Origin of the sequence: Kitasatospora sp. NPDC093806, assembly GCF_040683335.1 — a bacterium.
Lineage (GTDB): Bacteria > Actinomycetota > Actinomycetes > Streptomycetales > Streptomycetaceae > Kitasatospora.
Genome location: NZ_JBFBDO010000018.1, coordinates 44,733 through 57,763, shown reverse-complemented (window position 1 = coordinate 57,763; position 13,031 = coordinate 44,733). Strand labels below are relative to the sequence as shown.

Here is a 13,031-nt window from a genome sequence, read left to right as displayed (position 1 = left end):
GGCGCTGCTCGGCGGTGGCGCTGCCCGGCGCGTGCGCTACGAGGCCAGCCAGGCCGGTTCGGCGGCGGCGGTGCGCTCGCGGCCGCGGTGGCAGGCGTAGGCGAGGGTGCCGAGCAGCAGCCGGGCCTCGGGCGGGCAGCCGGCGTTGTCCCGGGTGGGCCGGCGCAGCCAGCGGACCGGGCCGAGGCCGGCCAGCACGGTGGGCGGCGCGGCGACGAAGCTGCCCTCGCCGTGGCAGGTGAGGTCGAGCGCGGCGTCGTCCCAGCCCATCCGGTAGAGCAGGTCCGGCAGCCGGCGGGCGGTGCCGGGCGCGACCAGGAACTGCAACCGGCCGGTGGGGGCGGCCAGCACCGGGCCGACCTGGGTGCCCATCCGCTCCAGCCGGACCAGCGCCTGCAGGCCGGCCGCCTCGGGGACGTCCAGGACGTCGAAGGCGCGGCCGGTGGGGAACAGCACCGAGACGTCCGGGCCGGGGCGGGCGGCCGGCGTGCCGCCGGGGACGGGGTGCAGTCCGGGGGCGGCGCAGCGCGGGGTGGCGCAGTGGCAGCGGTCCGGGGCGGTGGTGGCGCGGGCGGGCTCGCCGACCACGACGGCCCAGCCCCACCGGCCGGTGTACTCCGCGGCCGCCTGGCTCGCGGTGGCGCGGGTGCGGCGGCGCGCGCCCAGCGGTGCCAGCCGCAGGCCCCCCAGTCGAAGTTCGCCGAACAGGTTGTCCATGCCTCCCCCAACAGGTTCTCGTTGCCGATGGTTACGGCACGGTGACTTTGTGTTGATTGTCCGTTGCGTGGTGCGTTGTGCGGTGGCGGCGCGCAGCGCGCGGCGCGCGCCAGTTGCGCTGGTGCGCCTCGGGCGCCGCCTTGTGGTGGCCGGTGCCGATGCCGGATCGTCGGGTGCGCGGGACGGGCGTCGATCGGTGCGAGCGGCAAACTCGCTTGTGGCGGCGGCGCCTTGCCGTGAAGAGCCGGGTGTCGCTGGGGACTTGGCGGCCCGCATATGCCCGGACCGTCGGGACTTCCCAGTGAACCGTGCGCCGACTTGGTTCGGTTCACTCCTGGGGGTGGCGAAAGGTGGCGTTTCGCCAGGGCCGCTCCCCGGGGCGGTAGGCGGGGCGTTACTTTCAGCACACGGACCTCGTCGGGGAGTCCGCTCCGGGCCCTGGGGAGCCGGGAGTTGGGGAGCCGACGGTTCGTCCGCGACGGCAGCGCCGCGGTTCGACACGGCACGTCTGGCAAGAGCCCGCAACCGTCGGGCGGTCACGATCGGGGCCCCGCAAGGGCCGGGCGGGATGGGGACGTTCCCATGGCAGAGAAGCAACCCAACGAGAAGCTGACCACGTGGTTCGCCCGCAGCGGCTGGTCCAAGGGCGAGTTGGCGCGTCAGGTCAACCGCCGGGCCCGCCAGATCGGCGCCCACCACGTGTCCACCGACACCTCGCGGGTGCGCCGCTGGCTCGACGGCGAGCAGCCGCGCGAGCCGATCCCGAAGATCATGTCGGAGCTGTTCTCGGAGCGGTTCGGCTCGGTCGTCTCCATCGAGGACCTCGGCCTGCGCGCCGCCATCCCGGTCTCCACCGTCGGCGGCGGCGTCGACCTGCCGTGGAGCGCCCCGCAGACCGTCCAGCTGATCAGCGACTACTCGCGCAGCGACCTCATGCTCAACCGGCGCGGCTTCCTGGGCACCTCGCTCGCCCTGACCGCCGGCGCCGCGCTGATCGAGCCGATGCAGCGCTGGCTCACCCCCGGCCCGACCGGGACGCCCACCCCGATCCTGACCGCGGCCAACGGCGGCGAGCCGTTCACCGGCCGGCTCTCCGAGCCCGAGCTGGAACTGCTGGAGCAGACCACCGTCATGTTCCGGCAGTGGGACGCGCAGAATGGCGGCGGGCTGCGCCGCAAGGCCGTGGTCGGCCAGCTGCACGAGGTCACCGACCTGCTCCAGGAGACCTACCCCGAGCAGACCACCCGGCGGCTGTTCCGGCTCACCGCCGAGCTGGCCCACCTGGCCGGCTGGATGTCCTACGACGTCGGCATGCACCCCAGCGCGCAGAAGTACTACGTGCTGGCGCTGCACGCCGCCAAGGAGGCCGGGGACCGCCCGTTCGGCGCGCTGATCCTGACCGACATGAGCCGCCAGATGATCCACCTCAACCGCGGCGAGGACGCGCTGGAGCTGATCCACCTGGCCCAGTACGGCAGCCGTGACACCGCCACCCCGCGCCAGCAGTCGCTGCTGTTCGCGATGGAGGCGCGCGCGTACGCCACCATCGGCGAGGTGAACCGCTGCGCCCGGGCGGTCCGGCTGGCCGAGGACACCTTCACCGACATCCGCGAGGGCGACGGCGACCCGGACTGGCTGAAGTTCTTCTCGCCGGCCGAGCTGAACGCGGAGAACGCGCACTCCTTCCGCGACCTCGCCTACCACTCGGACAACGCGGAGCTGTACGCCTCGATGTCCGCCCCGGTGATGGAGCGGGCCGTCGACCTGTTCCGGCAGGACGGCGACCACGTCCGCTCCTACGCCTTCAACCTGATCGGCATGGCCAGCGTGCACCTGCTGCAGCGGGAGCCGGAGCAGGCGGCGGTCTTCGCCGAGCAGGCGGTGGACATCGCCACCAAGGTCCGCTCGGAGCGGCTCAACTCCCGGGTCCGCAAGACCACCGAGGCGGCCTCGGCCCGCTTCCAGGGCGTGGACGCGGTCAACCGGCTCAAGGAGCGGGTGGTGCAGGACATCCCCGAGTACGTCTCGGTGGTCTGAGCCCCTCGTCCCTTCCGGACTCGACCCGCTCCGGACTCGCCGACCGTGCCGGCCGCCGCCGGCACGGTCGGTGCCGTTTCCGGCACGCCCCGTGCGGCGCGGCCGTACGGTAACCCCTCCGGCGCCGCGACGTGGCCGTGGTTCACGCGGGCGTAACCCGGCCGTCGCCCTCGTCACGGCCGCGAAACAACCGGCCGCATCGGCCGAAACCAGCCTTCGGCACGCTCCTCTTCAACGCCGACCCCCCGGGTGCACGGGACAGGAACCCCGGGTGCGGATCGGCTCCCACTCAGAGGAGACGCCGATGCCGGACGGCTTCAGCGCGGGCGACACCGCGTTCGTACTCATCAGTGCGGCCCTGGTCATGGTGATGACCCCGGGGCTGGCCTTCTTCTACGGGGGCATGGTCCGGGCCAAGAGCACGCTCAACATGCTGGCGATGAGCTTCCTCTCGCTCGGCATCGTCAGCGTCCTCTGGGTCCTCTACGGGTACTCGCTGAGCTTCGGCCCCGACGCGGGCGCCGGTCTGATCGGCAACCTGGACTTCCTCGGGATGCGCGGCATCGGCGTCACCGACCTCGCCGGGACCATCCCGGTGACCGCGTTCTCCGCCTTCCAGCTGATGTTCGCGATCATCACCCCGGCGCTGATCAGCGGGGCGATCGCGGACCGGGCGCGGTTCGCCGCCTGGGGCCTGTTCGTGGCGCTCTGGGTGACCGTCGTCTACTTCCCGGTCGCGCACTGGGTGTTCTTCTTCGACGGCGGCAACGGCGGCTGGCTCGGCGACCGCAACGGCGTGATCGACTTCGCCGGCGGGACCGCCGTCCACATCAACGCCGGTGTCGCGGGCCTGGCGCTCTGCCTGGTGCTCGGCAAGCGGATCGGCTTCAAGAAGGACCCGATGCGCCCGCACTCGCTGCCGCTGGTGATGCTCGGCTCCGGGCTGCTCTGGTTCGGCTGGTTCGGCTTCAACGCCGGTTCGGCGCTGGCCGCCAACGGCGTCGCGGCGATGGCCCTGGTCAACACCCAGGTCGCCACGGCGGCCGCGCTGGTCGGCTGGCTGGTCTACGAGAAGCTGCGGCACGGCGCGTTCACCACGCTGGGCGCCGCCTCCGGCGCGGTGGCCGGCCTGGTCGCCATCACCCCGGCCTGCGGCTCGGTCTCCCCGCTCGGCGCGGTGGCGATCGGCCTGATCGCCGGCGCCGCCTGCGCGGCCGCGATCAGCCTCAAGTACCGCTTCGGCTTCGACGACTCGCTCGACGTGGTCGGTGTGCACGCGGTGGGCGGGGCGATCGGCTCGCTGCTGGTCGGCCTGTTCGCCACCGGGACCGTCGGCCAGACCGCCAAGGGCCTGTTCTACGGCGGCGGCCTGGAGCAGCTGGGCAAGCAGGCGATGGGCGTGGCGGTCGTCGGCGCCTATTCCTTCGTGCTCTCCTGGGTGCTGGCCAAGGCGATCGACAAGACCATCGGGTTCCGGGTCGCCGAGGAGGTCGAGGTGGCCGGCATCGACCAGGCCGAGCACGCCGAGTCCGCGTACGACTTCAGCGCCCTGGGCGCGGGCCTGGGCCGGAGCACGGTCGCCGCCTCCGCTCCCGCTCCCGCCGCCGTCCCGGTCACCCCGGCCGCCGCCCCCGCCACTGCCGTCGCCGCACCCGTCGCCGCACCCGCCGCACCCGCCGCGGCCCCGAAGAGCACCGAGAAGACCGAGGTGGACGCCCGATGAAGCTCGTCACCGCCGTGATCAAGCCCTACCGCCTGGACGAGGTGAAGGCCGCCCTGCAGGCCTTCGGCGTGCACGGGCTGACCGTCTCCGAGGCCAGCGGCTACGGCCGGCAGCGCGGCCACACCGAGGTCTACCGGGGCGCGGAGTACACCGTGGACCTGGTGCCCAAGGTCAGAGTCGAGGTCCTGGTCGAGGACGAGGACGCCGAGCAGTTGATCGAGGTGCTGGTCACGGCGGCCCGCACCGGCAAGATCGGCGACGGCAAGGTGTGGGCGATCCCGGTCGACACCGCCGTCCGGGTCCGGACCGGCGAACGCGGTCCCGACGCCCTCTAGGCCCCTCCGGCGGGCCCGCGACCACCCCACGGTCCGCGGGTCCGCCGACGGCGTACCGGCACCACCGGCGCGACGGGCACCACCGGCACGACCCGCGCGACCCGTACCACCGGCGCGACCCGCATGACCCGCACGACCCGCACGATCACGGACGGGGACTCCGTATGGCCACCGACACCGACGACTCCCTCGACGGCCCCGCCGCCGCCCGGGCCCGGCTGCTGGCCGCCCCCGGCCCCGGCGGCCGGGCCCGCCGCACCGAACTGTCCGCGCGCACCGACGACTGGCTGGCCGCCCTGCTCGCCGGGGCCGGCGCCCCGGCCGGCGTCGCCCTGGTCGCGGTCGGCGGCTACGGGCGCGGCGAACTCTCCCCGCGCAGCGACCTCGACGTGCTGCTGCTGCACGAGGGCCCGCTCGACCCCGCGCTGCCCGAGCGCCTCTGGTACCCGCTCTGGGACGCCGGCGTCTCGCTCGACCACTCCGTCCGCACCCCGGCCGAGGCCCGGTCGGTCGCCGCCGCCGACCTCAAGGCGCAGCTCGGCCTGCTGGACGCCCGGCACGTGGCCGGCGACCCGGCGCTCACCGCAGCGCTGCGCTCCGCCGTCCTCGCCGACTGGCGGGCGAGCGCCCCGCGGCGGCTGCCCGAGCTGCGCGAGCTCGGCCGGGAGCGGGCCGAGCGGCACGGCGAGCTGTCCTTCCTGCTGGAGCCCGACCTCAAGGAGGCCCGCGGCGGACTGCGGGACGTGGTCACCCTCAACGCGATCGCCGCGACCTGGCTGGCCGACGCCCCCCGGGACGGCCTGGACGCCGCCGCGCTCCGACTGGCCGACGTCCGCGACGCCCTGCACCTGGTCACCGGCCGGGCCACCGAGCGGCTCAGCCTGCAGGACCAGGACCAGGTCGCCGAGCGGCTCGGCGTGCTGGACGCGGACACCCTGCTGCGCCAGGTCTACGAGGCGGCCCGGACCGTCGGCTACGCCTCCGACGTCACCTGGCGGGCGGTGGACCGGGTGCTGGCCGCCCGCTCGGTCCGGGGCCGGCGTCCGCACCGGCGCGGCTTCCCGTTCGCGGGCCCGTTCGGCGGCGCCGGGCGGGGCGCGGGCGCGGTGGCCCGGGGCGCGGTGGAGCGCCGTCCGCTGGCCGAGGGCGTGGTCGAGCAGGACGGCGAGGCGGTGCTCGCGCAGGGCGCCCGGCCGGCCGCCGACCCGGTGCTGCCGCTGCGCGCCGCGGCCGCCGCCGCGCAGAACGGGCTGACCGTCTCGTACGCGACGGTGCGCCGGCTGGCCGCCGAGTGCCGCCCGCTGCCGGTGCCCTGGCCGGACGAGGCGCGCGAGCAGCTGGTCACCCTGCTCGGCGCGGGCGAGGCCTGTCTGCCGGTCTGGGAGGCGCTGGAGGCGGAGGGGCTGATCACCCGGCTGCTGCCGGACTGGGAGCGGGTCCGCTGCCGGCCGCAGCGCAACGCGGTGCACCGCTGGACGGTGGACCGGCACCTGGTGGAGACGGCGGTGCGGGCCGCCGCGATGACCCGCCGGGTGGCCCGGCCCGACCTGCTGCTGGTCGCCGCGCTGCTGCACGACATCGGCAAGGGCTGGCCCGGCGACCACAGCGAGGCGGGCGAGGTGATCGTCCGCGACGTGGCCGCCCGGATGGGCTTCGACCCGGAGTCGGTGGAGACCCTCGCGGTGCTGGTCCGCCACCACCTGACCCTGGTGGACACCGCGACCCGGCGGGACCCGGACGACCCGGCCACCGTGGAGGCGGTCACCAAGGTGGTCGCCACGCCGTCCCGGCTGGAGCTGCTGCACGCGCTGACCGAGGCCGACGCGCTGGCCACCGGCCCGGCCGCGTGGAGCCGCTGGCGGGCCTCGCTGGTGGACGGCCTGGCCGCGCGGGCCGCCGCCCGGCTGACCGGGGCCGATCCGTCTCCGGCCTTCGGCCGGGGGTACTCGCAGCCGGCGGAGGCCGAGCCGACCGCCGAGCAGGAGCGGCTCGCCGTGGAGGCGGCCCGGACCGGTGGGCCGGCGCTCTCGCTGCTGGCCCAGGCCGAGGTGGACGCGTCCGGCACCGAGCCGATGGGGGTGCGGCTGCTGCTGGCCGTCCCGGACCGGCCCGGGCTGCTCGGCACCGTCGCCGGGGTGCTCGCGCTGCACCGGCTGACGGTCCGCTCGGCGGGGCTGCGCGAGCTGGACCCGATCGGCGCCGGACCGGTGCTGCTGCTGTCCTGGACGGTGGCCGCCGAGTTCGGCGAGCTGCCGGAGGCGGCCCGGCTCCGGGCCGACCTGCGCCGGGCGCTGGACGGCACCCTGGACGTCGCGCGCCGGCTGGCCGAGCGGGACGCGGCGGCCCCGCGGCGGCGCGGCATCCCGACCCCGCCGCCGGTGGTCGCGGTGGCGCCGCCGGTGGCCTCGGCGAGCGCGACCGTCCTGGAGGTGCGCGCGCACGACGCCCCCGGGCTGCTGCACCGGATCGGCCGGGCGCTGGACGGGGCCGGGGTGCGGGTGCGGACCGCGCACGTCTCCACGCTCGGCGCGGACGCCGTCGACGCCTTCTACCTGACCGATCCGGCGGGCCGGCCGCTGACCGCGCAGCGGGCCGGGGAGGTGGCGGCGGCGGTCCGGGCGGCGCTGTGCTGACCGGGTCTCCCGGCCCTCCCGGCGCGGTCGCGGCCGCGGTCACGGCCCCCGTCACGGCCCCCGTCGACCGGGGTGGAGACCGCTCCCGGGGCGGCCGGATACCCTTGGGGGCGACGACCGTACCGATACCGATGCCGTAGAGGACCCGCGACGACGTGTTCGACACCCTTTCCGATCGCCTCGCAGCGACGTTCAAGAACCTCCGGGGCAAGGGCCGCCTCAGTGAGGCGGACATCGACGCCACCGCCCGCGAGATCCGCATCGCGCTGCTGGAGGCGGACGTCGCGCTGCCGGTCGTCCGGGCCTTCATCAAGCAGGTCAAGGAGCGGGCGCTCGGCGTCGAGGTCTCCGGCGCGCTGAACCCGGCGCAGCAGATCATCAAGATCGTCAACGAGGAGCTCATCGCCATCCTCGGTGGCGAGACCCGCCGGGTCCGGTTCGCCAAGAACGGCCCGACGGTGATCATGCTCGCCGGTCTCCAGGGTGCCGGTAAGACCACCCTCGCGGGCAAGCTCGGCCACTGGCTGAAGAAGCAGAAGCACACCCCGCTGCTGGTCGCCTGCGACCTCCAGCGCCCGAACGCCGTCAACCAGCTGCAGGTCGTCGCCGACCGCGCCGGTGTCGCGTTCTACGGCCCGCAGCCGGGCAACGGCGTCGGCGACCCGGTCCAGGTGGCCCGGGACTCGATCGAGTACGCCAAGCAGAAGCAGTACGACATCGTCATCGTCGACACCGCCGGTCGCCTCGGCATCGACGCCGAGCTGATGCAGCAGGCCGCCGACATCCGCGCCGCGGTCGAGCCGGACGAGGTCCTGTTCGTCGTCGACGCGATGATCGGCCAGGACGCGGTCACCACCGCGCAGGCCTTCCTCGACGGCGTCGACTTCACCGGTGTGGTGCTGTCCAAGCTCGACGGCGACGCCCGCGGCGGTGCCGCGCTCTCGGTCGCGCACGTCACCGGCCGGCAGATCATGTTCGCCTCCAACGGCGAGAAGGTCGACGACTTCGACGCCTTCCACCCGGACCGGATGGCCTCGCGCATCCTGGGCATGGGTGACGTCCTCTCGCTGATCGAGAAGGCCGAGCAGACCTTCTCGCAGGCCGAGGCCGAGAAGATCGCCTCCAAGCTGCAGGGCGGCGGCAAGGACTTCACCCTCGACGACTTCCTGGCCCAGCTGGAGCAGGTCCGGAAGATGGGCTCGATCTCCAAGCTGCTCGGCATGCTGCCCGGCATGGGCCAGATCCGCGAGCAGATCAACAACATCGACGACAAGGACGTCGACCGGGTCGGCGCCATCATCAAGTCGATGACCCCGGCCGAGCGGACCGACCCGAAGATCATCAACGGCTCGCGCCGCGCCCGCATCGCCAAGGGTTCGGGCGTCCAGGTCGGCGAGGTCAACAACCTGGTCGAGCGGTTCTTCGAGGCCCGCAAGATGATGTCCGCGATGGCCTCCGGCAAGGGCATCCCCGGCATGCCGGGCATCCCGGGCATGGGTGGCGGCGGCAAGAAGAGCGCTAAGAAGGCCCCGGTCGCCAAGGGCAAGCGCAAGAGCGGCAACCCGCTGAAGCGGGCGCAGGAGGAGGCCGCGGCCGCCGAGCGCCGCGCGCTCGGCCCCGGCGCCGGCCAGGCGCCCGCCGAGGGTGGCGCGTTCGGCCTCGGCGCGGGCAAGGGCCCGGCCGACTTCGAGCTGCCCAAGGAATTCAAGGACCTGCTGTAGGAACCCGCCGCAGGACCCGTGACCGGGGCCCGCTGCCGGGGCCCGTCGCCGGGTCCCGTTCGCGGGTCCCGGAGCGGTCCGCGTGAACGGCCCGTTCGTCCGGCAACACCGGGCGACGGGCCGTTCGCATGCCCGATGATGGTCCGATGCGAGTGATGATCAGGCCCCCGCGGGCGGGGGACGAGGTGGCCTACGCCGCGGCGGTGCGGCGGTCCGCCGAGCACATCGGACGGTGGAACCCGGTCGAGCCGGACGCCCTGCCGGACCTGCTGGAGCGGCAGGGGCCGGGCCTGCGGACCTTCCTGATCTTCGACCTGGAGACCGGCGGGCTGGTCGGCAAGGTGAACGTGGCCAACATCGTGATGGGCCGGTTCTGCAACGGCGCGTTCGGCTACGACTCCTACCTGCCGTTCGCCGGCACCGGCCGGATGACCGAGGGCCTGCGGCTGGTGCTGGACCGGTGCTTCGCCCCGCAGACGGCGGGCGGGCTCGGCCTGCACCGGGTGGAGATCAACGTCCAGCCGGACAACTCGCGGTCGGTCGCGCTGGCCAAGCGGCTGGGCTTCCGGCACGAGGGGTTCGCGCCGCGGATGCTGTTCATGCAGGGGGCCTGGCGGGACCACGAGCGGTTCGCGCTGACCGCCGAGGAGTGGCCCGGCTCGGCCGCCGCGGACGACCGGGGCTAGACCGGGGCCGGCGGGGAGCGACGAGCGGGCCGCGGTGTGACCTGGGTGGCCGGGTGGGGCGGCGTTGCGGTTGAAGGACCCGAGCGGATGTCCGTATTGTCCGATGGGTGACTGATCCCGTGCCGCCGCGCCAGACCCCCGACCAGCCGTGGCGCTCCGAGGGCGCCCCACCCCCGCCGCCCCCGCGCCGCAAGATGCCCGGCGGCTGGATGGGTCTCGTCCTCACCGCCCTGGTGGTGTTCCTGATCAGCGACCTGCTGCTGTCCTTCTTCGGCCCCGGCGGCGCCACCACGATCTCCTACACCGAGTTCAACAACCAGCTGAACAAGGGCAACATCACCAAGATCTACTCCAAGGGCGACTCGATCGAGGGCACCCTCAAGAACGCCGAGCCCAAACCGGACGGCGGCAAGGGCAGCTACACCGAGTTCGACACCCAGCGGCCGGTCTTCGCCGGCGACAACCTCTGGACCACCCTCCAGCAGCAGGGCGTCGAGGTCACCGCCGAACCCGTCGTCCAGCAGCGCAGCTTCCTCGCCAACCTGCTCATCTCGCTGGCCCCGATGCTGCTGCTGATCCTGGTCTGGGTGCTGCTCGCCCGCCGGATGGCCGGCGGCCTCGGCGGCGGCGCGCTCGGCCGCAAGGCCCCGCCCAAGCCGGTCAGCGCCGACGCCGGCAAGCGCACCACCTTCGCCGACGTGGCCGGCATCGACGAGGTCGAGGCGGAACTGACCGAGGTGGTCGACTTCCTGAAGAACCCGCAGCAGTACCGCCGGCTCGGCGCCAAGATGCCGCGCGGCGTACTGCTCAGCGGCCCGCCCGGCACCGGCAAGACCCTGCTCGCCCGGGCCGTCGCGGGCGAGGCGGACGTGCCGTTCTTCTCCGCCTCCGCCTCCGAGTTCATCGAGATGATCGTCGGCGTCGGCGCCAGCCGGGTCCGCGAACTGTTCGCCGAGGCCCGCAAGGTCGCCCCGGCGATCATCTTCATCGACGAGATCGACACCATCGGCCGCCAGCGCGGCAGCGGCGGCGGCATGGGCGGCCACGACGAGCGCGAGCAGACGCTCAACCAGATCCTCACCGAGATGGACGGCTTCACCGGCTCCGAGGGCGTCATCGTCATCGCCGCCACCAACCGGGCCGACGTGCTCGACCCGGCCCTGCTGCGCCCCGGCCGGTTCGACCGGCGGATCACCGTCAGCCCGCCGGACCGCGACGGCCGCGCCGCCATCCTGCGCATCCACACCCGGAGCGTCCCGCTGGCCGGGGACACCGACCTCCACCAGCTCGCCAAGGTCACCCCCGGCATGACCGGCGCCGAACTGGCCAACCTGGTCAACGAGGCCGCCCTGCTGGCGGTCAAGCGGCGCCAGGACGCGGTCAACGAGCGCGACCTCTCCGACGCGCTGGAGAAGGTCCAGCTGGGCGCCGTCCGGCCGCTGGTGATGCCGCAGGAGGAACGGGAGCGGACGGCGTACCACGAGAGCGGGCACGCCCTGCTCGGCATGCTCCAGCCGGGCGCGGACCCGGTCCGCAAGATCACCATCGTGCCGCGCGGCCGCGCCCTCGGCGTCACCCTCTCCACCCCGGACGCCGACCGGTACTCCTACACCGAGCCCTACCTGCGCGGCCGGATCATCGGCGCGCTCGGCGGGATGGCCGCCGAGCAGGTGGTCTACGGGGTCATCACCACCGGGGCGGAGAGCGACCTGGAGCAGGTCACCAACATCGCCCGCGGCATGGCCGGCCGGTGGGGCATGAGCGAGCGGGTCGGCCGGCTCACCGCCGTCCCGTCCGACCCGCAGGGTGCGTACGGGCTCTCCGCCGCGCCGACCACGCTGGACGCGGTGGACGAGGAGGCCCGCCGGATCGTCGCCGAGTGCTACGACGAGGCGGTCCGGCTGCTGACCGAGCAGCGGGCCCGGCTGGACGCGCTGGCGGCGGCGCTGCTGGAGGCGGAGACGCTGGACGAGGAGGAGGCCTACCGGGCGGCCGGGGTGCCCCGGAAGTCGCTCGACCAGGCCTGAGCGGGGGGCGCTGGGCCGGGACTCGGAGCTGGAGTCGGCGGCCGGGGCGCTCGGCCGGGGCGTCCGGCTGGGGGCAGGGGCGCTCGGCCCGGGGACGGGGAGCGGGAGAGCGGGGCGTGCGCTCGATCGGCGCACGCCCCGCGCCGTGGCCGCGCCGTGGCGTCTTCCGGCCGGGCCGGGGCCGGACCCGATCAGCGCGGGCGTTCGGCGATCAGATAGCGGAAGACGTTCGCCATCCGCACCGTGCCGTCCGGCCGCAGGTACGGCTGCAGCGCCTCCTCCAGCTCCTTCGCCACCAGCGGCGGCCCGGAGAACTCCGCCGCCGCGTCGTACAGACCGGTGGAGAGCAGCCCGCGCACCGCGCTGTCCAGGTCCGGGTAGGCGAACGGGCAGCCGACCCGGCCGCCGCCCGCCGGGCGCAGGCCGGTCCCGGCGAGCAGGTCCTCCAGCGCGCCGGGCGGGCTCAGCTCGAACGGGTCGCGGGCCGTGCTGCGCCGCGCCATCCGGCGGGCCACGTCCAGCACGGCGGCGCTCTCGCAGCGCTCCCGCGGCCCCCAGGCGGCCACCACCACGTGCCCGCCGGGCAGCGTCAGCCGGGCCGCCTCGGCCACCGTCCGGCGCGGGTCGGCGGCCCCCGGCAACCCCTCGAAAACCGTGACCAGCGAATAGGCCGAGCGGGCGAGGGGTGCCGCCGGACGGTGGCCGGCCCCGACCCGCAGCCGGCGCCCCCGGGCCAGCTCGCGCAGCTCGCCCTCCGGCTCCAGCCCGGCGACCTGCGCGCCCCGGCCGGCCGCCAGCAGCAAGGCCAGGCCGGACCGGCAGCCCAGGCCCAGCACGCTGGTCGCCGGGCCGACCTCCAGCCGGTCGTGGACGGCCTCGTAGAGCGGCACCAGCATCCGTTCCTGGATCTCCGCCCAGTCCCGGGCCCGGGCGGCGGCCTGTCCGGCCCGCTCCGCGGGCCAGGCCCGCGCGGTGCGCCCCGCCCGTTCCGGGTGCCCGGCCGGCGCCGTGCGCCCCGCCTGCCCCGCCTGCTCCGTGCGATCCACCCGTCCCACCGGTGCGTCTGGTGGTCGTACGGTCGTGCCGGTCGTGCCGGTCATCCGAGCTGAAGCCATCGCGGCCTCCCATCCGGTCCTTCGGTGTGCTGCTACG

At 74.8% G+C, this 13,031-nt stretch carries 9 protein-coding genes; 7 read left to right on the top strand and 2 right to left on the bottom strand.

Features of this window, described 5'->3' with window-relative positions:
- Window positions 1–36: 36 nt before the first annotated feature.
- Window positions 37–717 (bottom strand): bifunctional DNA primase/polymerase, encoded by a 681-nt coding sequence (locus AB0N76_RS12370; RefSeq protein WP_363556034.1) that lies wholly within the window; start codon window positions 715–717, stop codon window positions 37–39.
- Window positions 718–1,299: 582 nt separating this feature from the next.
- Here AB0N76_RS12370 and AB0N76_RS12365 point away from each other — a divergent pair.
- From AB0N76_RS12365 to ftsH, 7 genes are all read left to right on the top strand, one after another.
- Complete coding sequence (locus AB0N76_RS12365; protein WP_363556032.1) at window positions 1,300–2,754, top strand: hypothetical protein; 1,455 nt, start codon at window positions 1,300–1,302, stop codon at window positions 2,752–2,754.
- A 304-nt stretch (window positions 2,755–3,058) separates the two neighbouring features.
- Window positions 3,059–4,477, top strand: a complete 1,419-nt coding sequence (locus AB0N76_RS12360) for an ammonium transporter (protein WP_363556030.1) — start codon at window positions 3,059–3,061, stop codon at window positions 4,475–4,477.
- Entirely contained in the window at window positions 4,474–4,812 is a 339-nt protein-coding gene (locus AB0N76_RS12355; RefSeq protein WP_363556028.1) for a P-II family nitrogen regulator, read from the top strand. Before AB0N76_RS12360 ends, AB0N76_RS12355 begins: the two co-directional genes overlap by 4 nt.
- Before the next feature lie 164 nt (window positions 4,813–4,976).
- Complete coding sequence (locus tag AB0N76_RS12350) at window positions 4,977–7,445, top strand: [protein-PII] uridylyltransferase (RefSeq protein WP_363556026.1); 2,469 nt, start codon at window positions 4,977–4,979, stop codon at window positions 7,443–7,445.
- A 155-nt stretch (window positions 7,446–7,600) separates the two neighbouring features.
- Window positions 7,601–9,166 carry a signal recognition particle protein gene (ffh, locus tag AB0N76_RS12345; protein ID WP_363556024.1) on the top strand — a complete coding sequence of 522 codons (1,566 nt, stop codon included), beginning with the start codon at window positions 7,601–7,603 and terminating at the stop codon, window positions 9,164–9,166.
- Window positions 9,167–9,312: 146 nt separating this feature from the next.
- A complete protein-coding gene (locus tag AB0N76_RS12340) occupies window positions 9,313–9,852 on the top strand; it encodes a GNAT family protein (protein WP_363556022.1) in 540 nt (179 codons plus the stop codon).
- Between the two features lie 107 nt (window positions 9,853–9,959).
- Complete coding sequence (gene ftsH / locus AB0N76_RS12335) at window positions 9,960–11,879, top strand: ATP-dependent zinc metalloprotease FtsH (protein WP_363556020.1); 1,920 nt, start codon at window positions 9,960–9,962, stop codon at window positions 11,877–11,879.
- Between the two features lie 191 nt (window positions 11,880–12,070).
- On the opposite strand, the gene AB0N76_RS12330 is transcribed toward ftsH, so the two are convergent.
- On the bottom strand, window positions 12,071–12,925 hold the full coding sequence (locus AB0N76_RS12330; protein ID WP_363556018.1) for a methyltransferase domain-containing protein: 855 nt from the start codon (window positions 12,923–12,925) through the stop codon (window positions 12,071–12,073).
- Window positions 12,926–13,031 lie beyond the last annotated feature (106 nt).

Excerpts from the sequence above, each read along its gene's own strand:
- AB0N76_RS12370 (WP_363556034.1), bottom strand. The coding sequence starts at position 717 with ATGGACAACCTGTTCGGCGAACTTCGACTGGGGGGCCTGCGGCTGGCA.
- AB0N76_RS12365 (WP_363556032.1), top strand. The coding sequence starts at position 1,300 with ATGGCAGAGAAGCAACCCAACGAGAAGCTGACCACGTGGTTCGCCCGC.
- AB0N76_RS12360 (WP_363556030.1), top strand. The coding sequence starts at position 3,059 with ATGCCGGACGGCTTCAGCGCGGGCGACACCGCGTTCGTACTCATCAGT.
- AB0N76_RS12355 (WP_363556028.1), top strand. The coding sequence starts at position 4,474 with ATGAAGCTCGTCACCGCCGTGATCAAGCCCTACCGCCTGGACGAGGTG.
- AB0N76_RS12350 (WP_363556026.1), top strand. The coding sequence starts at position 4,977 with ATGGCCACCGACACCGACGACTCCCTCGACGGCCCCGCCGCCGCCCGG.
- AB0N76_RS12340 (WP_363556022.1), top strand. The coding sequence starts at position 9,313 with ATGCGAGTGATGATCAGGCCCCCGCGGGCGGGGGACGAGGTGGCCTAC.